The sequence below is a fragment of the Woeseia oceani genome, assembly GCF_001677435.1.
Classification (GTDB): domain Bacteria; phylum Pseudomonadota; class Gammaproteobacteria; order Steroidobacterales; family Woeseiaceae; genus Woeseia; species Woeseia oceani.
In genome coordinates this window covers 2780044-2805108 of record NZ_CP016268.1, presented here as the reverse complement: position 1 = coordinate 2805108, position 25065 = coordinate 2780044, and the positions used below count along the sequence as shown (strand labels likewise).

21 protein-coding genes are annotated in these 25065 nt (G+C 59.3%); 10 read left to right on the top strand and 11 right to left on the bottom strand.

Annotation, left to right across the window (positions count from 1 at the left end):
* Window positions 1–24: 24 nt before the first annotated feature.
* The 7 genes from BA177_RS19025 to BA177_RS12590 form a co-directional block, all read right to left on the bottom strand.
* Complete coding sequence (locus tag BA177_RS19025; protein ID WP_082990093.1) at window positions 25–906, bottom strand: septal ring lytic transglycosylase RlpA family protein; 882 nt, start codon at window positions 904–906, stop codon at window positions 25–27.
* Entirely contained in the window at window positions 842–1747 is a 906-nt protein-coding gene (gene mltB / locus BA177_RS12615; RefSeq protein WP_197493018.1) for a lytic murein transglycosylase B, read from the bottom strand. The genes BA177_RS19025 and mltB overlap by 65 nt, the downstream gene beginning before the upstream one ends.
* 97 nt (window positions 1748–1844) lie before the next feature.
* Window positions 1845–2927, bottom strand: a complete 1083-nt coding sequence (gene rodA / locus BA177_RS12610; RefSeq protein ID WP_068619319.1) for a rod shape-determining protein RodA — start codon at window positions 2925–2927, stop codon at window positions 1845–1847.
* Window positions 2928–2970: 43 nt separating this feature from the next.
* The gene (gene mrdA, locus BA177_RS12605; protein WP_068616731.1) at window positions 2971–4869 is read right to left on the bottom strand and encodes a penicillin-binding protein 2; all 1899 of its coding nucleotides are present in this window, start codon (window positions 4867–4869) and stop codon (window positions 2971–2973) included.
* Between the two features lie 12 nt (window positions 4870–4881).
* Window positions 4882–5370: a rod shape-determining protein MreD gene (gene mreD, locus BA177_RS12600; RefSeq protein WP_068616729.1), complete on the bottom strand. Its 489-nt coding sequence runs from the start codon at window positions 5368–5370 to the stop codon at window positions 4882–4884.
* The gene (gene mreC / locus BA177_RS12595; RefSeq protein WP_082990092.1) at window positions 5363–6259 is read right to left on the bottom strand and encodes a rod shape-determining protein MreC; all 897 of its coding nucleotides are present in this window, start codon (window positions 6257–6259) and stop codon (window positions 5363–5365) included. The genes mreD and mreC overlap by 8 nt, the downstream gene beginning before the upstream one ends.
* An 80-nt stretch (window positions 6260–6339) precedes the next feature.
* The gene (locus BA177_RS12590) at window positions 6340–7383 is read right to left on the bottom strand and encodes a rod shape-determining protein (protein WP_068616727.1); all 1044 of its coding nucleotides are present in this window, start codon (window positions 7381–7383) and stop codon (window positions 6340–6342) included.
* Window positions 7384–7516: 133 nt separating this feature from the next.
* Here BA177_RS12590 and gatC point away from each other — a divergent pair, with 133 nt between their 5' ends.
* From gatC to metH, 7 genes are all read left to right on the top strand, one after another.
* Window positions 7517–7804: an Asp-tRNA(Asn)/Glu-tRNA(Gln) amidotransferase subunit GatC gene (gatC, locus tag BA177_RS12585; RefSeq protein WP_068616726.1), complete on the top strand. Its 288-nt coding sequence runs from the start codon at window positions 7517–7519 to the stop codon at window positions 7802–7804.
* A 23-nt stretch (window positions 7805–7827) separates the two neighbouring features.
* Complete coding sequence (gene gatA, locus BA177_RS12580) at window positions 7828–9282, top strand: Asp-tRNA(Asn)/Glu-tRNA(Gln) amidotransferase subunit GatA (RefSeq protein ID WP_068619314.1); 1455 nt, start codon at window positions 7828–7830, stop codon at window positions 9280–9282.
* Window positions 9279–10724, top strand: coding sequence for an Asp-tRNA(Asn)/Glu-tRNA(Gln) amidotransferase subunit GatB (gene gatB, locus BA177_RS12575; protein WP_068616723.1), 1446 nt, complete (start codon window positions 9279–9281; stop codon window positions 10722–10724). The genes gatA and gatB overlap by 4 nt, the downstream gene beginning before the upstream one ends.
* An 18-nt stretch (window positions 10725–10742) precedes the next feature.
* A complete protein-coding gene (gene hslO / locus BA177_RS12570; protein WP_068616720.1) occupies window positions 10743–11612 on the top strand; it encodes an Hsp33 family molecular chaperone HslO in 870 nt (289 codons plus the stop codon).
* Between the two features lie 126 nt (window positions 11613–11738).
* A complete protein-coding gene (locus BA177_RS12565; protein WP_068616716.1) occupies window positions 11739–12644 on the top strand; it encodes an ArsR/SmtB family transcription factor in 906 nt (301 codons plus the stop codon).
* Window positions 12645–12670: 26 nt separating this feature from the next.
* Window positions 12671–13549 (top strand): methylenetetrahydrofolate reductase, encoded by an 879-nt coding sequence (metF, locus tag BA177_RS12560; protein WP_068616712.1) that lies wholly within the window; start codon window positions 12671–12673, stop codon window positions 13547–13549.
* 11 nt (window positions 13550–13560) lie between these two features.
* Window positions 13561–17277, top strand: coding sequence for a methionine synthase (gene metH / locus BA177_RS12555; protein ID WP_082990317.1), 3717 nt, complete (start codon window positions 13561–13563; stop codon window positions 17275–17277).
* 51 nt (window positions 17278–17328) lie between these two features.
* Here the strand turns inward: metH and BA177_RS12550 are convergent, their stop codons facing one another.
* Window positions 17329–17814, bottom strand: a complete 486-nt coding sequence (locus tag BA177_RS12550; protein ID WP_068616706.1) for a peptidylprolyl isomerase — start codon at window positions 17812–17814, stop codon at window positions 17329–17331.
* 70 nt (window positions 17815–17884) lie between these two features.
* Window positions 17885–18730 carry a peptide chain release factor N(5)-glutamine methyltransferase gene (gene prmC, locus BA177_RS12545; protein ID WP_068616704.1) on the bottom strand — a complete coding sequence of 282 codons (846 nt, stop codon included), beginning with the start codon at window positions 18728–18730 and terminating at the stop codon, window positions 17885–17887.
* A 66-nt stretch (window positions 18731–18796) separates the two neighbouring features.
* Between prmC and BA177_RS12540 the strand changes: the two genes are divergently transcribed.
* A complete protein-coding gene (locus BA177_RS12540; RefSeq protein ID WP_068616701.1) occupies window positions 18797–20161 on the top strand; it encodes a pyridoxal-phosphate dependent enzyme in 1365 nt (454 codons plus the stop codon).
* A 17-nt stretch (window positions 20162–20178) separates the two neighbouring features.
* On the opposite strand, the gene prfA is transcribed toward BA177_RS12540, so the two are convergent.
* Together prfA and hemA are read right to left on the bottom strand one after the other, a co-directional pair.
* Entirely contained in the window at window positions 20179–21261 is a 1083-nt protein-coding gene (gene prfA, locus BA177_RS12535) for a peptide chain release factor 1 (protein WP_068616699.1), read from the bottom strand.
* Between the two features lie 9 nt (window positions 21262–21270).
* Window positions 21271–22533, bottom strand: coding sequence for a glutamyl-tRNA reductase (hemA, locus tag BA177_RS12530; protein WP_068616697.1), 1263 nt, complete (start codon window positions 22531–22533; stop codon window positions 21271–21273).
* 149 nt (window positions 22534–22682) lie between these two features.
* Between hemA and BA177_RS12525 the strand changes: the two genes are divergently transcribed.
* Both BA177_RS12525 and lolB read left to right on the top strand, forming a co-directional pair.
* Entirely contained in the window at window positions 22683–24365 is a 1683-nt protein-coding gene (locus BA177_RS12525) for a tetratricopeptide repeat protein (RefSeq protein WP_068616695.1), read from the top strand.
* Complete coding sequence (gene lolB / locus BA177_RS12520) at window positions 24346–24951, top strand: lipoprotein insertase outer membrane protein LolB (protein ID WP_068616694.1); 606 nt, start codon at window positions 24346–24348, stop codon at window positions 24949–24951. Before BA177_RS12525 ends, lolB begins: the two co-directional genes overlap by 20 nt.
* Window positions 24952–25065 lie beyond the last annotated feature (114 nt).

The following is a 25065-nucleotide window of genomic DNA, read 5'->3' as shown; positions in this document are numbered from 1 at the left end:
GGGACACGACTGCGTGGCGTTCGTTCATTCCGTGACAATGTGCGAGTCCGAAATTCCCAGGCGTTGCAATTGGGCGACCACGGCATCGTATTGATCAACATCATCAATCGGGCCTATCCGAACCCGGTACAACTCAGGATCGCTGGTCTCGTCACGGTGTACGAATGCATTGCCGATACCCTGACCGTTCAGCATCCGGTAGCGGCGCTCGGCATTGTCACGCTCGCCGAAGGCACCGACCTGCACGTAAACCTTGCTGGCCGAGCCGGCCGCTGGCAATTCGCCGGGGCTGGCGGCCACCGTCGCCGGTTCCGCCGGATCGTCAAAACTGATCGCGGTCACTTCGACCAGGCTGGTGCCGTCGTTCACCATGTCCAGACGCCGTGCTGCCGCGTACGACAGATCGATGATGCGGTTGTCGACGAACGGTCCGCGGTCGTTGACCCGTACGATCACGGTCTTGTTGTTCTTCAGATTCCGCACTTTGACGTACGTCGGCAACGGCAGGGACTTGTGGGCTGCCGTCAGCTGATGCATGTCGTACGGTTCCTGGCTGGAGGTCATTCGTCCGTGAAACTTTCTGCCGTACCACGAGGCGACGCCGCGTTCCTTGTAGCCATGGCTGCTGGCCAGGACCTTGTACGGCTGGCCGTAAACCTCGTAAATCGGGCCGTTACCGTAACGACTGGCCGGTTCTGCGCGCGGCACAGGGTCACTCGGCAGTGTCCGCGGTACGGCGGACCCGGCGCGGGGGCCGCTGTCAGTATCCGGTCTGACCTCAGGTCGGTTCGCGCACGCGCTGAGCCCGCTGATCAGCAGCAGGGTGCCAATCTTGCGCCAGTCAGCCAGCTGCATTGTGCACTTCCAGCGCGATTTCCTGGCCCAGCTGGTGTACCGCGAGCGCATACATCACGCTCCGGTTGTAGCGGGTAATGACGAAGAAATTGTGGAACCCGACCCAGTATTCGTCGCCACCGTCGCCATCCAGTTTCAGCAGTGCACTGTCCGCATCGTCGTCCAGTGCGGTTGCAAACTGCACGCCACTGCTCTGAAGCGAGGCAACCGTATCGGTGGTCTTGAGGGAATTGTCGGGCGCGGCGCCGTTCCAGGTATCGGCCAGTGTGGCGCGCGTGACAACTTCTTGTTGTGGCTGCCACTTGTGACGGACGAAATAATTGGCGACGCTGCCTATGACGTCTGTCCAGTTTGACCAGATATCGCGCTTGCCGTCGTCGCTGGCATCAACGGCATAAGCGCGGAAACTGCTGGGCATGAACTGCGGGGCTCCCATTGCGCCGGCGTACGAGCCGGTCGCATCGTTTGCATCCATGCCTTCTTCGCGCACCAGCAATAGAAATTGCTGCAACTCGCGACGGAAAAATTTGGCACGCGGCGGGTAATCGAACGCCAGCGTGGAAAGCGAGTCCACAACCCGGTAGTTGCCGGTGATGCGGCCATAGAAGGTTTCCACGCCAATGATTCCTACAAGGATTTCGATCGACACGCCGGTATCGGCGCTGATGCGTCGCAAGGTCGCATCGTGCTCGCGCCAGAAATCGGCGCCAGCCTGTATGCGTTCCGGAGTCATGAAAATTTTGCGGTAATCGCCCCAGGTGAGGGTGCGTTCCGCCGGTCGACTGATGGCGTCGATGATTGCGCTCTTCGATTCCGCACCGGCAAGCACTTTGACCAGAGTCGTCCGGTCGTAGTCGTACTCCGCAACCATCTCGTCGATAAAGTCGCGCACATCGGCGCGCTCGGTATCGATAGCAAAAGCGGCTGCAGGTGCAGAGGCAAGTAGTGCGGCGACGATGAGTCGTGTTGCAGTGTTAATGAGTAATACCTCAGTGCGGGAGCAATTTTCGGTGCGTGTGAATGGACATGAGAATACCGAATCCGGCCATTAGGGTCACCATGGACGTGCCGCCAAAACTGACCAGCGGTAACGGCACCCCAACAACCGGTACCAGCCCTGTGACCATTGCCGTATTGACGAAAACGTAGACAAAAAATGTCAGGCTGATGCTGCCGGCCAGCAGCCGGGAGTAGGAGTCGCGTGCTTGCATGGCAATGTACATGCCACGGCCGATAACAAATACGTACAAGCCCAGCAACGTCAGTACGCCCAGTAAGCCCAGCTCTTCGCCCATAACGGCAAAGATAAAGTCGGTGTCGCGTTCGGGCAGAAATTCAAGCTGCGCCTGGCTGCCGTTGGTCCAGCCCTTGCCGAACAAGCCACCTGAACCGATTGCAATCTTCGACTGAATGATGTTGTAGCCGGCGCCCAACGGATCGGAGTCGGGATTCAGCAGAGTAAGGACGCGTTGCCGCTGATAGTCCTGCATGAAGTTCCACAACACCATCGCACCCGGTATGGACAACAGTCCGAGCATGAACATTAAACGTATCGACATGCCGGCAAGGACAAGTACGAGAAAACCTGATGCAGCGATCAGTAACGCCGTACCCAGATCCGGTTGTTTGGCGATCATGACGGCCGGCAGCACGATCAATGCGCCAACGACCAGCAAATGCCCCGCGCGCGGCGGTAGCGTGCGTTGGTGCAGATAGGCTGCGGCCATCATCGGCACGGCGAGTTTCATGATCTCTGAGGGTTGAAAGCGTATGCCGATATCCAGCCAGCGCTGCGCACCCTGACCGACTTCGCCGCGGATCAGCACCATGGTCAGCAAAACCAGGCCCGACACATAGGCCCAGAACGACCATCGCCGCAGTACGTCGGGCGGCAATTGGGCAACCATAATGAGTGCACACAAGGCAACGCCGAGCCGTACACATTGCGATACCCACAGGTCCATGTTGGTTCCAACCGCACTGTAAAGCACGACCAGGCCGAAGCCACAGGTGAGCAGCAGGCCGCCAAGCAGCGGTCCATCGATATGCACATTGCGCAGCAAGCGAGCCATGTCGCCAAGCGGCGCCGCCTTGCGTTCGATCAGTCGCTGGGTGTCACTGAATCGCATCAGTGCTGTATCCGAGGTATTGATCCATGATCTGTCGGGCGATAGGAGCGGCGACGCGCGAACCACTGCTGCCGTTTTCAATCACAACGGCCACCGCAATTCTGGGTTCCTCCAGTGGCGCAAACGACACGAACAGCGCGTGATCGCGCAACCGCTCGGCGATGGTTTCTTCATCGTATTCGTCTTCTTGCGCGACAGTGAACACCTGGGCAGTGCCACTTTTTCCGGCCATCGAATATTCGGCGCCACGACCGGCCGCACGCGCGGTGCCTTTCGGCCCTTGCAGGACGTCGTGCATCGCGTTGATCACGCTATCCCAGTAAAAATCGTTGTCGATCTCGACCGCCGATTCGATTACCGGATCGACAGCCGTGCGCTCGCCGGTCAGCGGGTTTTCGACAGCGGTGACCAGGTGTGGGCGGAAACGTTGGCCGCGCATGGCCAATGCGGCCGTCGCATTGGCGAGCTGCAACGGCGTTGCCAGCATGTAGCCCTGACCGATTGACGCTATGACCGTTTCACCGGGGAACCAGACCTGATCGGCCCGCGTGCTGAATGCACCACGTTTCCACTCGCGTGAAGGCACGAGTCCTGGCAACTCACCCACCATGTCCAGTCCGCTGGCACTGCCGAGACCGAAGGCCGTCAAATAATCGTGCATGACGTCGATGCCAATGTCCCGACTGATCTCGTAGAAGTACACATCACAGGATTCGGCGATTGCACCGTGCAAATCAAGTTCGCCGTGTCCTTCGGGCCGCCAGTCACGGTAACGGTGGGTGCTGCCGGGCAAAGTGTAATAGCCGCGGCACATCGTGCGCCGGGTAAGATTGGTGGCGCCGGTGGCGAGGGCCGCCAGAGCCAGCATCGGTTTGATGGTGGAACCGGGCGGGTAGTTGCCGCGCACGGCGCGGTTGAACAGCGGCTGATTCGGGTCGGTTTGCAAGGAGCGGAATTCGGTTGGCGACATGCCCAGCGCAAACGAGTTCGGGTCAAACGCCGGCGCACTGACGAGTGCCAGCACTTCGCCATTGCGCGGATCGATAGCGACAATCGAGCCGCGCTGCCCCTCAAGCGCACGACTTGCCAGCTTTTGCAGTTCGAGGTCGATGCTGAGATGCAGGTTTATGCCGGGCGTAGGCGCTTCGCCTTCGACCAGCGCCTGCGACAGCTCGCGGGAGTCGGCCGGGACTTGACGCCCGCGCGCGTTGGTCACGATTTGCCGGTGGCCGGGCTGGCCGTGCAGGCGGTCTTCATTGAAGTACTCAACCCCTGACTTGCCGGTGTGCGCCGTGCCGGCATACGCCGCTGCATCGAGCCTGTTCAGGTCGCTGGTCGATATGGCGCTGACGTAACCGAGAGCATGCGCAACGCTGCTGCCGTGCGGGTAATGCCTGACCAGTCGCGGTCTGAAGTCCACGCCGGGAAACCGCGGGCGCTGCACCGCAAAGTTGGAAATTTCCTTCTCCGTCAGTCGAAACCGCAAGGTGACCGGTTTGAATCGCGGGCCGCGGCGGCTCAGGTTTTTGAAGCGCGGAATGTCTTCCGCATCGATCAGCCCAAGCTCCGCCAGCTTCTGCAAGGTGACGTCGAGGTCGCGGACCTGCTCGGGTATCAGTTCGAGCTGGTAGGCAGGAAGGTTCTCGGCCAGCACCTTGCCGTTGCGATCAAAGATCAGGCCGCGCGTTGGCGGTATGGCTTCGAAGCGAATCCGGTTGCCATGCGACTGCTCGGCAAAATGCTCATGGTCGATAATTTGCAATTGCACCAGCCGGCTGATGACCGTGCCCAGCAAAATCGTGCCGATAACGGCGGACAGCACCACCCGGCCAGCGAACATGCGCCGTTCCGAGTGGTGGTCCTTGATGGGTGAGATCAGGTCCATGGTGTCAGTCTGCTAGGAGGAGCGGCGGCGATAACTCACCGTGCCGAACAACAAGTAGACCAGTGGCCACAGCAAGGTTCCCGATACGACCGGGCCCCAGAAGCGCACGCTGTCGGTGCTGATCCCGGCGACGCCGTTAATCCAGAACAGGATAAACTGGTACAAGCCGATGAGTGCGGCGACCGTGATCGTCAACTGTGACAGTGGGAATACGCGCAACTGCAGATGAAAACGCACGGTCAGGAACACAACGGCCGACAGCGCCAGTGCGTGCTGTCCGAGCAGGGTACCTTGTGCGACATCCAGCACGAGTCCGGTGATCCAGGCGCTGCCCACGCTGAAATTGCGTGGCAATGCCATTGTCCAATATATAAGTATCAGCAGTACCCAGTCCGGGCGGAATGGTTCGAAGGACTCAGGCAGTGGGGCGATAGCGAGCATCATCGCAACGATGATCGAGATCAGTACCGGGACGCGTCTGATTGCCTGCCGCTCAGCCATCGTCTTCAACGTCCTCTGTTTCTTCTGCCTCTGCTTCGCTTGGGGGCGTGGCCGATGACCAGATCAGCATGATTTCGCGCACCTGGTTCAGTGCGGCGGTCGGCTTGGCCGACACCTGCGCGAACGGTTCCTGCGGAATGCGCTCCACTTTCACGACGGTCGCAACGGGGTAGCCAGCCGGGAATGCGCCGCCGAGGCCGGAGGTGACCAACAGATCACCAACCTCGATGTCGGCATTATTGGGCAGGTACTGCAGGTCGAGTCGATCGTATTCGCCAGTGCCGAACGCAATCGTACGCAAGCCCGTGCGATTGACCTCCACGGGCAGCGCATGGTCGGGGTCGCTGATCAACAGGGCCTGCGACGACAACAGCCCCGTCTCGATGACCTGGCCCACAACGCCGCCGGAATCGATCAGCGCCTGACCGTCGTAGACATCGTCGCGTTCACCTTTGTCGATCACGATGGAGTGGCGATAGGGGTTACTGCTGACCGACATGATTTCGGCAACGCGTACCCGATCGGTCATGCGCGGCGTCGCTTCCAGCATTGCCCGCAGTCGCGCGTTCTCGGCCTCAAGTGCCGCATAGCGTTGCAGGCGAGCGTGGGTCAACAGGCGCTCGGCGGTCAGGCGGCTGTTTTCCAGCAGCAGATCATTGCGATCGGCCGTCGTGTTCTGCAGCCAGTGCCAGCTGGAAACCGGCGCATCGACGAGCACCCGCAGCGGGTACACCGCGGCGCTGATGGCCTTGCGCACGGCGTCGAGGTGTTGCTGGCGCTGGTCGACGATCATCAGCAGGATGCTCAGGCCGGCGAGCAGCAACCAGCGCAAGCCCAGGGCCGGCGTTCGGCTGGATCGATGTTGGTTGTCGGTGCGCGCGGAAGCCATCAGCGTGGTCCGCGCAGGGTCAGTCGCCGGGCTGCAGGGTTAGACGCTGCACGGCGGGCGGGGCGCAGCAGTGCATGCACCTATTCAAGGCCGAAGACGGCCGGACCTTGCTCGTCGATGAGCTCGATCACCCGACCGCCGCCACGAGCGACACAAGTGAGCGGGTCATCCGCGATAATGACGGGCAATCCGGTTTCTTCCATGAGTAACTTGTCCAGTTCGCGCAACATCGCGCCGCCGCCGGTGAGGACGATGCCGCGTTCTGCCACGTCGGCACCCAGTTCCGGTGGCGTTTGCTCCAGGGCTTCCTTGACCGCGCCGACGATGCCTTGCAAGGGTTCTTGCAGGGCTTCCAGTATCTCGTTGCTGTTCAGCGTAAAGCTGCGCGGTACGCCTTCTGACAGATTGCGACCCTTGACCGAGATTTCCAGCACTTCCTGGCCCGGGAAGGCCGAGCCGATCTCATGTTTGATGCGCTCGGCGGTTGCCTCACCAATGAGGATGCCGTAGTTGCGGCGTACATAATTGGTGATGGCCTCGTCGAAGCGATCGCCGCCGATACGCACCGATGCCGCGTATACGATGCCGTTAAGGGAAATTACCGCCACTTCTGAGGTGCCACCGCCTATGTCGAGAACCATGGAGCCGCGCGCTTCGTGGACCGGCATGCCGGCACCTATCGCTGCTGCCATGGGCTCGGGAATCAGGTGGACCTTGCGAGCCCCGGCCCCTTCTGCGGATTCACGAATAGCGCGTCGTTCGACCTGGGTAGAGCCGTAGGGGACGCAAATCAGCACCCGCGGGCTGGGCCGGAAATACCGTGTGCCGTGCGCCTTGCGGATGAAATGCTGCAGCATTTTCTCGGTTACGGTGAAGTCAGCAATTACGCCGTCTTTCAGCGGCCGAATGGCCGTTATGTTGCCGGGCGTACGGCCCAGCATGTTTTTGGCTTCCATGCCCACCGCCTCGACCACCCGGCCACCGCGGCCGCTGTCTTCGCGTATGGCAACCACAGACGGTTCATCCAGTACGATGCCGTGTCCGCGGGAGTAAATGAGCGTGTTGGCGGTCCCGAGATCGATCGACAGATCGTTCGAGAAATAACCTAAAATGTTCTTGAGCATGCTGGGGGAAGGTTCCGCGACAGAGATTAACTTTGTAATCTAACAATGCGCAGGACATTGAGCAAGACGGCGTGTATCATTGCGACCGCCCAAATTCAGCACTACTGCCGCAAGGCAATCCTGAGGTTCTCCGTTGTCACTCAGTAAAGATCAGGTTCAGCACATCGCGATGTTGGCAAGGCTGCGACTGGCCGAAAGCGAAGTAGACGATGTGGCGGACAAACTCTCCCGGATCGTCGATTTCGTCGATCAGCTTGGCGCTGCCGATACCGGCAATGTCTCTCCCATGGCGCATCCTTTGAACCAGGGTCAGCGTCTGCGCGCTGATGTGGTGACAGAGCCGAATGCGCGGGCGCAAATCCAGGCGAATGCACCCGCTGTGCAGGACGGTCTGTACCTCGTTCCCAAAGTAATCGAATAGTCATGGCGGCCGATAACAACACATTGCATGCGCTGACGCTTACCGAGCTCGCGCAGGGTCTCAAGGCTCGCGACTTCACGTCCCGTACGCTCACCGAAACATTGCTGGAACGTATTGCCGAAACTGGCGCAGCGCTTAATGCGTTTATCACTGTTACGGAAGACGAAGCACTTGCCGCAGCCGATGCGGCGGATCAGTTGCTGGCTAAGAACAAGGGCGGCCTGCTAACGGGTGTCCCTCTCGTCCACAAAGATATTTTTTGCACGCGCGGTGTTCGCACCACGTGTGGCTCACGCATGCTCGACAATTTTGTTTCGCCTTACGATGCAACTGTTGTTGAGCGTCTGGCCGCAGCCGGTGTTGTGTCGCTCGGTAAGACCAACATGGACGAGTTCGCGATGGGCTCGTCAAATGAAACCAGTTATTTTGGTCCTGTTTTAAATCCGTGGGATCACGCGCGTTCACCGGGTGGTTCATCCGGTGGTTCGGCGGCGGCGGTGGCGGCTCGGTTAATACCGGCGGCGACCGGCACGGATACCGGCGGCTCCATTCGGCAACCGGCGGCGTTGACCGGCACTATCGGCCTGAAACCTACCTACGGTCGTGTGTCGCGTTACGGCATGATCGCCTTTGCGTCCAGCCTTGATCAGGCAGGTGTTATCACGCGTTCTGCGGCGGATGCAGCAGCACTACTGCAGGTTATGGCGGGTTTCGATGAGCGCGATTCCACCTCCGTGGACCAGCCTGTACCGGATTATTCCGCAACGCTCGATCAATCGTTGCAAGGCCTGCGTATCGGTATTGTTCGCCAGCATTTCGACGCGGGGCTCGACGCTGACAACGCACAGCAAGTCAAAGCAGCGATTGCGGTGCTGGAGGCGGGCGGTGCAACGGTCAAGGAAGTGGATCTGCCCAATCTGGATTTGTCAGTACCGACATACTATGTCGTTGCGCCGGCGGAGTGTTCGTCGAACATGTCGCGTTTCGATGGTGTGCGGTTTGGACACCGGGCTGAAAACGCAACTGACTTGCTGGATCTCTATTGCCGCAGTCGCGGTGAGGGATTTGGCGCTGAAGTGCAGCGTCGGATTCTGACCGGCACCTATGTACTGTCGGCAGGCTATTACGACGCTTACTACTTGCAGGCGCAGAAAGTTCGTCAGCTCATTGCCGAAGATTTCCGCAAAGCGTTTGCGGATGTTGATGTCATTGCCGGCCCGACTTCACCCGCACCGGCGTTCCCGCTCGGCGACAAGACCGACGATCCGATCACGATGTACCTCAACGACATCTACACGATAGGCGCGAACCTTGCTGGTTTGCCAGCGATGTCCGTGCCGTGCGGAATGGTTGACGGTTTGCCCGTGGGCTTGCATCTCGTTGGACCGCACTTCAGTGAAGAACGGTTGCTGAACTGCGCACACCGTTACGCAGCTGAAACGAACTGGCACACGCTGTGCCCGGAGGCCTACCGATGAGTACGGCCTGGGAAGTGGTTATCGGTCTCGAGATTCACACGCAGCTCGCAACCAAGAGCAAAATTTTTTCCGGTGCGGCCACGGCATACGGTGCGGAACCCAACACGCAGGCCTGCCTCGTCGATCTGGGCTACCCGGGTGTGTTGCCTGTATTGAACGCGGACGTGGTGCGTATGGCCTGCAAGTTTGGCTTTGCCGTCGGGGCTGATATAGCGCCGCGTTCGGTATTTGCGCGCAAGAATTACTTTTACCCGGACTTGCCGAAGGGATACCAGATCAGTCAGTTCGAACTGCCGATCGTCGTCGGCGGCGAGCTGATGATTCGGGATGACGACGGCAACGAAAAGCGCATCGGCATTACCCGTGCCCATCTTGAGGAAGACGCGGGCAAATCCATCCACGTGGGTTTGGATGCCAATTCGGGCATCGACCTGAACCGTGCGGGCACGCCCTTGCTGGAAATTGTCTCCGAACCGGATATGCGCTCGGCGCGCGAAGCCGTCGCCTACATGCGCAAGATTCATTCAATCGTTCGCTACCTTGAAATTTCCGACGGCAATATGCAGGAAGGCTCGTTCCGTTGCGATGCGAATGTCTCTGTTCGGCCGCGCGGACAAACAGCACTGGGAACGCGCACGGAGCTCAAAAACCTGAACTCGTTCCGGTACGTCGAGAAAGCGATCAATTTCGAAGTAGCCCGGCAGATCGAGCTGATCGAGGATGGCGGGCAGGTCGTGCAGGAAACACGGCTGTACGATTCGGATCGTGACGAAACCCGCTCAATGCGCAGCAAGGAAGAGGCGAATGACTACCGTTATTTCCCCGATCCTGATCTGCTGCCCGTTGAAATCGATGACTCCTTTATCAGTGCCGTCCGCGATTCGCTGCCGGAGTTGCCAAACGCGAAGCTGCAGCGGTTCGTCGATGAGTACGGCATTAAAGTCGCTGACGCGGAAGTGCTGACACAAAATCGGGCACTGGCCGACTATTTCGAAGAAGTCACTGTCGCAGCTGGCGGCAACGCGCAGCAGGCGGCCAACTGGGTTACCGGCGAGCTGACCGCGGCAATGAATCGTGATGGTCTGGAGATCAGCGAGCAAAGCCTGACGCCGGAGCAGCTCGGCGGGCTGTTGCGGCGCATTGATGACGGCACGATCTCCGGCAAGATTGCCAAGGAAGTCTTCGAGGCGATGTGGACCGGCGAGGGCAGTGCGGATGAGGTCATTGCTGCACGAGGGCTCACGCAGATCACCGATACATCCGCGATCGATGCGATCGTTGATGCGGTTATCGAGGCCAATCCCCAGCAGGTTGCGGACTATCGCGCCGGCAAGGAAAAGATCATCGGTTTCCTCGTCGGCCAGGTCATGAAGGAATCGCGCGGCAAGGCCAACCCCGGTCAGGTCAACGAGTCGTTGAAACGCAAACTCGCTGCTTCGTGATACTGGTTATCACCGGTCATGTCCGCTAACGACACTGTCATTCCGTTCCTGTTCGAGTCGCTGCCGGTGCGCGGTGCGCTCGTGCAGCTGAGCTCGTCGTGGCAACGCATGCAGGAAGGGCGCCAGTACGTTGAGCCCGTTGCTGAAGTGTTGGGGCACGCCGCAGCCGCCAGCGCATTGATAGCACAAAGCCTGAAATCCGACAGCAATATTACCTTGCAAATCAGCGGCGACGGTCCGTTGTCCATGCTGGTCATGCAATGCAGCAGCAAGCTCGAAATGCGCGGTATGGCCCATGCCGACCTCGGGGGTGCCGCGCTGTCATACGCGGAAATGGTGTCCCGGGCGCAGTGTGCGATCACGGTGGACGGCAGCGCGATAGAGCGACCGTACCAGGGGATCGTCGACGTTAGCGGCGAGTCGCTGGCGGCCAGCCTGGAAACGTATTACGAGCGTTCGGCACAGATTCCCAGTCACCTTGCTCTGCTCGCCGAGCCAACGGTTGCTGGCGGCCTGTTGCTGCAGCAAATGCCGGGCAGCGGTGAGCTCGACGAAGACGACTGGCGGCGGCTCGGCATGCTGGCCGCGACATTGCGCCCCGACGATATGCGCGCTGGCGTCGATATGGGGCTGCTGGGCCGCTTGTTTGCGGATGACGACCTGCGTGTATTTGCCGGCCGTGACGCCATGTTTCGTTGCCGTTGCAGCCGCGAACGAACCGAAGACGTCTTGCGCATGCTGGGCGAACAGGAAGCAATGGAATCGGTCCAGACGGACGGCGCTGTTGACGTGACCTGTGAATACTGCGGTCGCAAGCGCCGCTTTGACGAGATCGATATCAAACGGCTGTTCGCGCTGCCCGGTCCGTCGTCGGGTCGTTTGCACTAGCCACAGCGGGCACCAGCCTGGCGCCACGCCCGCAATACGGTTTCCGGGCGCTCGTCCCTTTTCCTGTCAAAAGCCTCTGTGCTACACTGCGCGCCGGTTATATAAAGATATCCTTATATATTTATTATGTTAGCTTCCACGCAACAGTTGCTGGCCCGCCTGAAGGTCGTCGCTGACCCGGTGCGGCTGCGGCTGCTGGCCTTGTGCCGGCACGGCGAATGCAGTGTGTCCGAGTTGACCGAGGTTCTGGGTCTGAGTCAGCCGCGGGTGTCGCAACACCTGAAACAGCTGTGCGATGCGGAACTGGTTGAACGCTTTCGCGACGGGCAACGCGTCTACTACCGTTTACCCACCCGGGCTGCGCTGGCAGCTCAGCACCGGCAGCTGTTGCGCCTGTTGCCCGACGACGAGCCACTGTTTGCCGCCGATGCCGCAGAACTGCGTCGCTTGCGCAATGTCGACCGGCAACCCGCCGAGCTCGCAGAGCCTCTCGACGCGACAGCCGACCGCGGCCTGCACCGCGCCATCATGGACTTGACCGTTGCGGCGCCGATTGGCGATCTGCTGGACATCGGTTGTGGTCGCGGCGGACTGCTGAAGTTGCTGTCGAGCCGGGCGAATCGCGCGGTCGGAGTCGACATCGACGCGGGTGCGCGTGACCTCGCACGCAATGAATTGCTGCTGGCCGGACTCAGCAATTGCAGTTTGCGTTTTGGCGACATGTACCGATTGCCGTTCGCGGATGACGAATTCGACACGATCATTCTCGACGATGTACTGGCGGGTGCGGATCGTCCGCTCGATGCGCTGCAAGAAGCCGTGCGGCTGCTCCGCCCTGGCGGGCGCATGCTGTTGCTCCAGGCAGTTACCGACACCAATGTCGCCGCCGTGCAAAAGCAACTGGCGCAATGGTGTGCGGCAACCGGTCTGCGCCTCGCGCCCGGTCGTCTCGTCCCGCAGAAAAACCCGAGCTGGATACTGGCCGTCGCCTGTCCCGCCGAAACCGACATCAACGAAACGGCAGCGGCCTGAACGCCACTGTCCAACAAGAGCTGACCATGACCAATCCTGACCCCAGTAAACAACCACGTGTGTCCTTTGAGTTTTTCCCGCCCAACACCGAGAAAATGGAAGAGACCTTGTGGGCATCCATCGAGCGCCTGTCGGTCTTGTCACCGCACTTTGTGTCGGTGACTTATGGTGCCGACGGTTCAACCCGGGAGCGCACTCACGCTGCCGTCGCCAGGATCATGAAAGAAACGTCATTGACGGCAGCACCGCACCTGACCTGTATCGGTGCGAGTCGTGACGCGATTGACGACATCGCGCGTGAGTACTGGGACATGGGTGTGCGGCACCTGGTGGCATTGCGCGGCGATACGCCGAAAGACTGCCAGAGCTATGCGCCGCGTGCGGATGGTTACGCCTACGCAGCTGACCTGGTTGCCGGGCTCAAGCGCGTGGCTGATTTCGATATCTCGGTTGCGGCTTACCCGGAAGTACACCCGGAAGCGCCGAACCCGGATTTCGATCTGGATAACCTGAAACGCAAACTCGATGCCGGTGCATCGCGAGCTATCACCCAGTTTTTCTTTGATGTTGAGAGTTATTTGCGTTTCAGAGACCGCTGCGCCGCTGCGGGTGTCGATTCGCAGCTCGTGCCCGGAATACTGCCCATTACCCGCTTTCCGCAGTTACAGCGTTTTGCGACGGCTTGCGGTGCAACCGTGCCGGACTGGTTGCACGAACGATTCGACGGACTCGACGACGATGCTGAAACGCGGCAAATGATCGCGGCCAGCGTCGCCATCGAGCAGGTTCGTTTGCTGCGTACGCAAGGCATCAATGAGTTTCACTTTTACACACTGAATCGCTCGGAACTGACATTCGCCATATGTCACGCGCTTGGCGTTCGGCCACAACAAGTTGCGGCCTGAAGGAAATGACCATGACCAGAGATGAACGAATCGCCTCGTTGAAAGCGAGCTTCGAACAACGCATCCTGCTGCTCGATGGCGCGATGGGTACGATGATTCAGCGGCAACGGCTGGAAGAAGACGATTTTCGCGGTGAGCGGTTTCGAGACTGGCACCGTGATCTGAAGGGCAACAACGATTTGCTGTCGATTACCCGGCCGGATGTGATCCGTGAAATTCATCGGCAGTTTCTCGATGCCGGCGCGGACATCATTGAAACCAATACGTTTAATTCCAACGCGCCGTCCATGGCGGACTACGGCATGGAGTCGCTGGTAGCGGAACTGAATCTGGCGGCCGCCAGGCTCGCTCGCACCTGCGCGGATGAAGTCGCGGCCAAAGACGGCAGACCGCGCTTTGTTGCCGGCGTGCTCGGGCCAACCAACCGTACGGCGTCGTTGTCACCGGACGTTAACGATCCGGGCTTTCGCAACATTCGCTTTGCCGAACTGGCGGAAACCTACCAGATCGCGACCACCGCTTTGATCGAGGGCGGTGCCGATTTCATCATGATCGAAACCATCTTCGATACGCTCAACGCCAAAGCCGCGATATTTGGCGTACGTCGAACGTTTGAAGCTACCGGCATTACCCTGCCGGTCATGATTTCAGGAACCATTACGGATGCCTCCGGACGCACATTGTCCGGGCAGACCACTGAAGCGTTCTGGAACTCAGTGCGGCATGCTGAGCCGTTCATGATCGGGCTGAACTGTGCACTCGGTGCGAGTGACATGCGGCCCTACGTCGCGGAGTTGTCCCGTATAGCCGATACCGGTGTCAGTGCGCACCCCAATGCCGGATTGCCAAACGAGTTTGGCGAGTACGATGAGACGGCCGAAGAAATGGCGGAAGTCGTTCGTGAATTCGTCGAGTCAGGGCTTGTGAACCTCGTTGGCGGATGTTGCGGAACGACGCCGGAGCACATCGCCGCCCTGCGCAATGCGATCGACGGTGCTGCACCGCGGGTGATACCTGAAGTACCGGTGCGGTGTCGTTTGTCCGGCCTTGAGCCGCTGACGATAGGCCCTGACGACTTGTTCCTGAACGTTGGTGAACGTACCAACGTGACAGGTTCTGCGCATTTTCGGCGCTTGATCGAAGCGGATGACTACGCCACAGCGGTTGATGTCGCCCGACAGCAGGTCGACAACGGTGCGCAGATCATCGATATCAATATGGACGAGGGCATGCTCGATTCGGAGCAGGCGATGGTTACCTTTCTTAACCTGATTGCCGGCGAACCGGATGTGTCGCGCGTACCTATCATGCTGGACTCATCGAAGTGGTCGGTCATAGAAGCCGGACTGCGCTGTGTACAAGGCAAAAGCGTCGTTAACTCGATCAGTCTCAAGGAAGGTGAAGAAGCCTTCATTCAACAGGCTAAACTGGTTCGTGATTACGGTGCAGCGGTTATCGTCATGGCATTCGACGAGGATGGCCAGGCGGACAGCGTCGAGCGCAAGGTCGAGATCTGTGCGCGCAGTTACCAGGTACTGACCGAGAAAGTGGGCTTCGATCCCGCTGACATTATCTTTGATCCGAACATCTTTGCGGTTGCTACTGGCATCGACGAACACAACAGCTACGGCAAAGACTTCATTGAAGCCACGCGGCTGATCAAGGAAAAATTGCCGCACGCGTTGGTGAGCGGTGGCGTCAGCAACGTGTCTTTCTCGTTCCGCGGCAACAACGTGGTCCGCGAAGCCATTCACTCCGTGTTCCTGTACCACGCGATCAAAGCGGGCATGGACATGGGTATCGTCAACGCCGGTCAGCTTGCGATTTACGAAGACTTGCCTGCCAATCTGCGTACTGCCGTGGAAGATGTCATTCTGAATCGCGACCCTGGCGCTACGGAACGGCTGCTCGAACTGGCCGAGGAATACCGCGGCCAGGCTTCCGGAGTCAAACGCGACACGCAGGATTTGAGCTGGCGTGAACTGCCGGTAGACAAGCGACTTGAGCATGCGCTGGTCAAAGGACTGGATCAGTACGTTATCGAAGATACCGAAGAAGCGCGGCTGGCGGCAGTGCGGCCACTGGACGTTATTGAAGGACCGTTGATGTCCGGCATGAACGTCGTCGGCGATCTGTTCGGCGATGGCAAGATGTTCCTGCCGCAGGTCGTGAAATCCGCGCGGGTCATGAAGAAGGCGGTTGGCCACCTCATCCCGTTCATTGAACTGGAAAAGGGCGGGGTACGTGAGACCAATGGCAAGATCGTCATGGCGACCGTTAAAGGCGACGTGCACGACATCGGCAAAAACATCGTGGGCGTTGTCCTGCAGTGCAATAACTTCGAGGTGATTGATCTTGGCGTTATGGTGTCGTGTGAAAAAATTCTGGAAACGGCACGTCGCGAAGGCGCGCAGATTATCGGTTTGTCAGGCCTGATCACGCCGTCGCTGGACGAAATGGTCAACGTCGCACGGGAAATGCAGCGGCAGAAGTTCGACCTGCCACTGTTGATCGGTGGAGCAACCACCTCGCCGGCGCACACTGCTGTGAAGATTGAACCGAATTACGAAGGGCCGGTTATTTACGTGAAAGATGCGTCGCGCTCGGTTGGTGTTGCGCAGGCATTGATAGAACCTGGCAGTCGTGAAGCGCTGGCGCGCAAAGTTCGTGAAGACAACGCAAAACGCCGCGAACGGCACGCGGGCAACCAACGCCAGGCACCGTCCCTGTCACTCAATCGCGCAAGGGAGAACCGGCATCGTTGCGATTGGCAGACGTACCAGCCGCCGGCGCCAGCGTTCACCGGACGGCGCGTACTTCGTGATATCGACCTGTCGGTGATTCGCGAGTACATCGACTGGATGCCGTTTTTCAACGCTTGGGAGTTCCGCGGCAAGTTCCCGGACATACTTCAGGATGCCACGGTCGGTACCGCGGCGCAGTCCTTGTACGACGATGCGACGGCAATGCTCGAGCGGATAATCGACGAGAAATGGCTGGAAGCCCGTGCGGTATTCGGTTTCTTCCCCGCGAACTCGGTGGATTACGACGACCTGCGTGTCTACACAGACGACCGCAAGGACGAACGGATGCGGTTGTGCCATCTGCGCCAGCAAAAGGCGAAACCGACCGGCAAGACCAACGATTGCCTTGCCGACTACGTCGCGCCGGATGACAGCGGGCTGGAAGATCATATTGGTGCGTTCGCAGTTACGGCCGGTATCGGTATCGACGAACACGTCAAGCGCTTTGAAGCAGACCACGATGACTATTCCAGCATCATTCTCAAGGCCCTTGCGGATCGTTTGGCAGAGGCGCTGGCGGAATACCTGCATGAGCAGGTGCGGCGTGAGCACTGGGGTTACGCGCATGACGAAGCGTTGTCCAATACCGACCTGATTAACGAAAAATACACCGGCATTCGACCGGCTCCGGGTTACCCCGCGTGCCCGGACCACACGGAGAAAGCGAAACTCTGGGAGTTGCTGAACGCAGAGGAAGAGATTGGTCTCAAACTGACCGAGTCATTCGCGATGTACCCGACGGCGGCAGTCAGTGGCTTCTATTTTTCACACCCGGATGCACGCTACTTTGCCGTCGGTAAAGTAGGGCTCGATCAGGTGGAATCCATCGCGGCACGCAAGGGCTGGCCTGTCGCGGATGTGGAGCGCTGGTTGTCGGCGAACCTCGGCTACGTACCGTCACTGGCGGACGCCGACGCGGCATGACGGATCGTGTGCGCCCCGCCGTTTTGACGGCGGGGCGCAACAGAGCGCGGCTCAGTCGTCGATACGGACTTCGTTGATCGTAATCGTCTCGAGCGGCACGTCCTGGTGCCCGGCACGCGTGCCGGTGTCCTGCGCAGCAATGGCGTCTACCACGTCCATACCGTCCGTCACCTTCGCGAACACGGCATAGCCAAAGTCGCGGCCTCCGTGATCCAGGAACTCGTTGTGGCGTAGGTTAATGAAGAATTGCGACGTCGCGCTGTCAACCGCCGCAGTGCGTGCCATTGCCAGGGTGCCGCGCAGGTTCTTCTCGCCATTGTCGGCCTCGTTCTTGATCGCCTCATGCGTCGGTTTGCGTTGCAGGTCGGCTGTCATGCCGCCGCCCTGAATCATGAAATTCGGAATAACGCGATGAAATATCGTGTCGGTAAAAAAGCCGTCTTCAACATAACGTCGGAAGTTCGCGCAACTGACAGGCGCTGTTTCTTCGAACAGCTCGATGACGATATCGCCGTGATTCGTAACAATAGTGATCATTAGCTCTTGGGGGGGTAAAGAAATGGGGGTTCTGTGTATCACAGTTGGCAACCGCTTGTCGTGTTGTCGTTTATGTGCGCCTTCTTGCACTGCTTACCCGCGGCAATCCGCTTAAGTCTTTCACGCAATGCACGTCGGACCAGCCCGCTAGCTGGAGAATTTTTGCGACGGCCTCTGCTTGTTCGAAGCCGTGTTCAAGCAACAGAACCCCGTCCTCCGCAATAACCTCCAGCGCAGCCGTAGCGATGAGGCGAATATCATCCAGCCCATCCGGACCGGAAACCAGCGCCGACCTCGGCTCACAGGTGAGCGCCGCCAATGCCGGATCGTCCTCGGCAATGTACGGCGGATTCGACACGATCAGGTCAAAACGCCGTCCCGCCACCGGTTCAAGCCATGTGCCTTGCACGAATTCGATGTTGGCTATATCCAGTTGCCTGGCATTCTGCACGGCAATAGCGAGGGCATCGGCACTGATGTCTGTTGCGGTAACAAAGCTAAGCGGGCGTTCCCTGGCAATCGCCAGCGCGATGGCGCCGCTGCCGGTTCCAAGGTCCAATACGCTCATCGCGGCGCGGCGGGAAACGCGGGCAATTGCCTGTTCGACCAGGATTTCCGTGTCCGGTCGTGGCACCAGTGTAGCGGGGCTGACCATCAGCTGCATCGACCAGAACTCCTTTTCGCCACTGATATAAGCCATCGGTTCGCCGGCAATACGTCGGGCGAGCGTCGCGTTGAAACGCTGCACTGCCTGCTCATCCAGTTCCTCATCCGCATGCGCAAATACGTAGCTGCGTGGCATGTCGATGGCGCGCGCCAGCAACAACTCGGCATCCAGTCGCGGGCTGTCGCTGGCCGATTCAAGGCGATTGGTTGCCGCTTTGAGCAAAGCGTCAATGCGGATAGCGTCGCTCACCGGGCTGGCTCCTGATGTCGGGCTTCAAGTACTATTGCGGGCACTGTCGGCCCTGTGAATGATTCAATGAACGTTTACTCCAATATTCTCGACATGGTCGGCAGCACGCCGATGCTGGAAATATCACGGCTGGATACGGGACCGTGCCGCCTGTTCCTCAAACTTGAACTCATGAACCCCGCTGGCTCCATCAAGGATCGCATCGGGATGTCGATGATAGAGCAAGCCGAGCAACGAGGGGACATCAAGCCCGGCGACACCATCGTCGAGGCGACAGCGGGAAACACCGGCCTCGGTCTCGCCCTGGTCGCACAGCAAAAGGGCTATCACCTTGTCCTGGTGCTGCCGGACAAGATGAGTCAGGAGAAAATTTTCAATTTGCGCGCCATGGGTGCGGAAGTGGTCCTGACCCGTTCTGACGTTGCCAAAGGCCATCCTGAGTATTACCAGGACCTGGGGCAGCGCATTGCCAGCGAGAAGGGTGCCTATTTCATCAACCAGTTTGCGAACCCGGACAATCCTCTGGCACACGAGCAAACCACGGCGCCGGAAATACTTGAGCAAATGCAGGGCGACCTTGACGCCATCGTCGTTGGTGTTGGTTCCAGCGGGACGGTCACCGGTATCGGTCGCTACCTGGCGGAACACGCGCCGCAGGTGGATATCATTCTTGCCGATCCGGTTGGCTCCATCCTCGCGGACTACATCAACAAGGGCGAGTTGCACGAAAAAAATGCCGGTTGGCTGGTGGAGGGTATAGGCGAAGACTTCATTCCCTCGATTGCTGATTTCAGTCAGGTCAAAAAGGCATACAGCATCAGCGATGAAGAATCGTTCAGTACCGCACGCGAGTTGTTGCAGAAAGAGGGACTGCTTGCCGGTTCGTCCACGGGCACGTTGCTCAGCGCGGCATTGCGGTATTGCCGCGAGCAAACTGAGCCCAAGCGCGTCGTCAGCTTCGCCTGCGATACCGGCAACAAGTATTTATCAAAATTATTTAATGACTTCTGGATGGAAGATCAGGGCTTCATCAAGCGGCAGCATTACGGCGACTTGCGGGACCTGATTGGCCGTCCTCACGGCGAGCGTGCGACGATCACGGTCGGTGCTGACGATGTATTGATGACAGCGCACAACCGGCTGCGAAACGCCGGTTTCTCTCAGTTACCAGTCATGGACGACGGCAAGCTGGTCGGTGTTCTGACTGAAGATGACATCATTCGTTACGTATTCGGCAAGCCGGATTTAATGAACAGCAAAGTTCGCGAAGCGATGCAGACGGCCTACATTCAGGTCGGTAAAGACAGCAGCATCAACAATCTCGTGGCAATGCTGCACGTCCAGCCGTGCGCCGCGGTGGTCGACGACAACGAGTTTTATGGCTTGATCACCCGCGCGGACGTACTGAATTACCTGCGCTTGCAGGTGTGACGTTCTGGCGCGAGGCGTCAGTCGCCGAGCGCCGCCAGTTGTTCGGCCTGGTATTCGTTGATCAGCGGGTCTATGACCTGATCCAGATCGCCTTCGAGCACCTCTGCCAGCTTGTACAGCGTCAGATTGATGCGGTGATCCGTGACCCGGCCCTGCGGATAGTTGTAGGTGCGGATACGCTCCGAACGGTCGCCGCTACCAACCAGCAGCTTGCGTTGCTCGGCTTGCGCCGACTGCTGTTCCTGTTGTTCTGCGTCGAGCAGTTTCGCTTGCAACAGCGACATTGCACGCGCTTTATTCTTGTGCTGTGAACGTTCGTCCTGGCACTCGACCACGATACCGCTCGGCAAGTGGGTGACGCGCACTGCCGAATCGGTTTTGTTGACGTGCTGGCCACCGGCGCCGGAGGCGCGGTAGGTGTCGATACGCAAATCAGCCGGATTGATATCGACTTCTTCAATCTCATCGGGCTCAGGCAATACGGCCACCGTGCAGGCCGAGGTGTGAATCCGGCCTTGCGATTCGGTGGCCGGCACCCGTTGCACGCGGTGCGCGCCAGATTCGAATTTCAAACGAGCGTAGATGCCGTTGCCGGAAATGCGGCAGATTATTTCTTTGTAGCCGCCATGCTCTCCATCCCGCGCGCTGATAATTTCAAGCGGCCAGCGTTGCACTTCGGCGAATTTCGAGTACATGCGAAACAGGTCACCGGCAAAAATCGCCGCTTCGTCGCCACCGGTACCGGCACGTATTTCCAGGTACACGTTGCTGTCGTCGTGCGGGTCGGGTGGAATCAGGGACTTCTGCAATTCGAGAATCAGCGCGGCGCGGCGTTCGCTGAGCGTGTCGACTTCGTCTTCACCCATTTCGCGGACTTCCGGATCGCTGTCGCGGCTCATCTCTTCGGCTTCCGCGAGGTCCGCCTCGACCCGTTCGAATTCTCTGAACAGGGCAATGACCGGTTCGAGCCGCGAGTACTCCCGTGACAAATCGCGAAAACGATTCTGATTCGCAATCGTGCCGGGATCGGAGAGCAGCCCCGACAATTCCTCGAAACGATCCCGCGTGCTCTCCAGGTTGTTACGTATCGACGCTTTCACAGGAAGTACTCAGTCCTCGTCATTATTGTTGAGGTCGAACAATGTGCGGGCAGTCGCAATGAACGCGTCGTCCGCGTCTTCACCGGCTTCACGCAGGCGCACGCTTGGTGCGTGCAGCATTTTTTTCATCAGCGCCGCTGTTGCGTACTCGACAACCTCCTGGCTGTCTGCGCCCTGTCGCAAACGTCGCCGGGCTTGCGCCAGTACGTCCTGACGCAAGGCATCGCCTTGTTCGCGCAACGCGGTAATCAACGGCGCAATGCGCATGCCGCGTTCGATCTCAAGGTAACGGCGGGTCTCGTCCTGGAGTATGCGTTCCGCGTCCTGCGCGGCGGCGGCGCGATTGCCCTGGCCTTCAACAATGACCTTATCGAGGTCATCAACGCTGTACAGGTACACGTCGTCCAGATCGCCGATTTCCGGTTCCAGATCGCGCGGTACCGCGATATCCACGGCAAACACCGGGCGTCGTTTGCGCGCCCGGATGGCGGCTTGCATGTCCTTGACCGTCACTATCGGATCAGGGCTGGCGGTACTGCTGATCAGGATATCGGCCTCCGGCAAAGTCCCTTCGAGCTCGGACAGTGGCAGGGCGAAACCGGAGAACTCGCTGGCCAGGTCCTTGGCCCTGCTGATATTGCGATTGGCAACGAACAAACGGCCGATGCCCTTGCTGTGCAGGTGTTGTGCGACCAGGCGTATGGTCTGGCCGGCACCTATCACCAGCGCGGTGTGCTGCGAAAAGCCGGAGAAAAACTGGTTTGCCAGGTTGACCGCGGCGTAGGCCACCGACACCGGGCTTGCGCCGATACGGGTGTCTGTCCGTACCTTCTTGGCAACGGAAAAGGTGTGGCGGAAAACACGACCGAGTGATTTGCCGATAGCGCTGTTCTTCTCTGCCAGGCGGTAAGCGTCTTTCAGCTGACCCAGAATCTGCGGCTCGCCCAGTATCATCGATTCGAGGCCACAAGCGACCCGGAACAGGTGCACGATCGCCTCGTCGCCGTCGAGCGTGAACAGCGAGGCTGCCGTTGCGGGGTCCATATTCTGATCTTTGCGCAGCCACTCGCCAGCCTGGGCCAATCCGTGGTCGTCGGCTTCCAGGTAGAATTCGGTGCGATTACAGGTGGACATGACCATGGCCTCGTCCACGCCGTCGAGCGTCAGCAGCGCGCGCAGCGCCCGTCCCGCCTCGCTTTCGGCGTAGACAACCTGCTCACGAATTTCCACAGGTGCCGTGTTATGGTTCAGGCCGAGAATTTTGAGGGGCATTAAGTTTGGCGGGTGATCGGGTCAATAACAGACCGTATGATAAGCGAACTGATGACGCAGTTCCTTGTCTGTGTTCTCCAACGCTGGACAATTTACTTGACGGGACCCGACAACACGGTCCCGATCACGGGAAAATCATCGATCGCACTATGCAACGAAGCCTGATTCGCGTACCGCGCCTGCCGTTTTCACTGCTGGCGTTACTCATAATTGGACTGGCCGCGCCAGCTACCGCCGACGACGGTGCCGCTGCTGCCAGCGACTATCTGCGCGCGGCGGAGATGGCTTTGCAGCAACACCAGTACAAGACAGCCTCGGTAGAGTACCGGCGGGCGGCGATCGCCAGCGGCAACCCGGAAATCGCGCGGCAAGCGACGCGCGTGGCCTTTACCTACGGTTTTAATGACGACGCGCTGGAAGCTGCCGAACGCTGGTTGGAGCTCGACGAGGACAGCGACGAGGCGCTGCTGTACGTCGCCCAGCTGCAGTTGCGGACCGGCGAGTTGCGCAAATCGCGGCGCAGCTTCGAGGCTTTGTTGAAGCGCGGTGACCAGCCGCAGGATGAACGTTTGCTGGCACTGGTGCCATTGCTGTCACGGGAGGACCCCGAAACGGCGTTCAAGTTGTTTATTCAGCTGGCCAAACCTTACCGCGATTCCGCCGCGGCGCATTATGCCGTTGGCGTCATGGCGCTGCAGGCCGGCGACGCTGAAACGGCGCTGGAACGGGCGCAGAAGGCGCTGGATATCCAGCCGGACTGGATTAAGCCAAGGCTGCTTTACGCTCGTTCCTTGTTGCTTGCGGGCAAGGCCGACGAAGCCATCAAGTATGCGGCCCGGATCGTGGGTGACGATCCTTACCCGGACCCGGAAGCGCGCATTGAGCTCGCCATCATGTACATGGCAGCGAAACGCGATGACGACGCGTTGAGCCAGGTGAACCAGGTGTTGCTGGAGCAACCGTCGCGCACCGATGCGTTACGGCTCATGGCGATCATCAATTTTCGCCAGGAAAACCTTGATGCTGCCCGGGACGATTTCGAGGATTTGCTGAGCAGCGGCCAGTACACCACCGACGCACTCTATTATTTGGCGCGTATTGCCGACTATCGCGGCGAAGCCGATCGCGCGCTATCGCTCTACACGCAGGTTAACAATGGCCAGAACGCGGTCATTTCGCAACGCCGCGCCAGCGGCATCATTGCCCGTAAATCCGGGCTGGACGCCGCGCTCGATCATCTGCAGCGGTTTGGTGAAATGAACCCGAACTACGCGGTCGACATGATACTCGCGCAAGCGCAGCTGCTGTCATCCGAGAAGCAGTTCGAGCGTGCACTAACCATCTTTGACCGGGTGATTTCGTACCGACCGGACAGCGAGTCCGCGATTCTGGGCCGGGGCGAAGTGCTGTTGCAGCTCGGGCGTGCGGATGAGGCCATCAAGTCCTACCGGCGCGCGGCGCGCAAATGGCCGGACAGTGCCAATGTACTGAACGCGCTTGGTTACACGCTGACCTACCATGGCGACAACTACCGGGAAGCCGAGAAACTGATCAAAAAGGCGCTGCAGCTGCAGCCGGACAGTGCGGCTATTATCGACAGCTACGGTTGGGTCCTGTATCGCCTCGGCAAATACGAGGAAGCTCTGGCCGAACTCGAGAAAGCCTGGGCGATGTACAAGGACCCGGAAGTGGCAGCTCACCTGGCCGAGGTGCTCTGGAAACTTGAGCGCAACACCGAGGCGCTGGCGGTGCTGGAAGAAGCCGAAGCACTGGATCCCGAGGATCCGATGCTGCAAGAGGTTCGCAAGCTCCTTGTTCCGCACAGCGACTAAACGCGCGGCGGTTCTGCTGGCCGTTGGTCTGCTGGGTTCCGCTTGTGCCACACAACCTCGCAATGAACTGCCGGCGCTCGACAGTTGGCAAACGCGTCAGCAGGTGCTGGGCGGACTGCGCAGTTGGGGTTTCAGCGGGCGTATTGCCGTCAATGACAGCAAGGATGGCTTCAACGGCAGCCTCCAGTGGCAACAACGCAGCGACTATTTCGACGCGCGCGTAAGCGGACCTCTTGGCGCCGGTGCAGTACGTATCAACGGCGATGCCCGTCGCATCAAGGTCACCGACAGCGACGATGTGGTTACCGAGTTGTCCGACGCGGAACGTGACTTGCAATCCATCTACGGCTGGCAGATTCCGCTGGCGAGCCTGCGCTATTGGGCGCTGGGCATTCCCGATCCGGACAGTGCGGCGCAAACCCGACTATCCGCCGATGGCACTCTGGAAGAGTTGCAGCAGGCGGGCTGGACCGTTTCGATCAGTCAGTACCGGGAAGGTGCAGGGCAGCTCATGCCGCGCCGGATTACCGCGGTTCGCGATGCCACGCGTGTCCGTTTGGTGATCGATCGTTGGTCATTTTACTGAGCAGAAGCGTTGAATTTGCGCATATCGTCGGTGCAACTGTTGGTATCGCTCGACTTTCGTTCCGCTGCGGTGTTCGCCGGGTGCGCTGTAGTTACTTTGAATTACCGCAAGTTC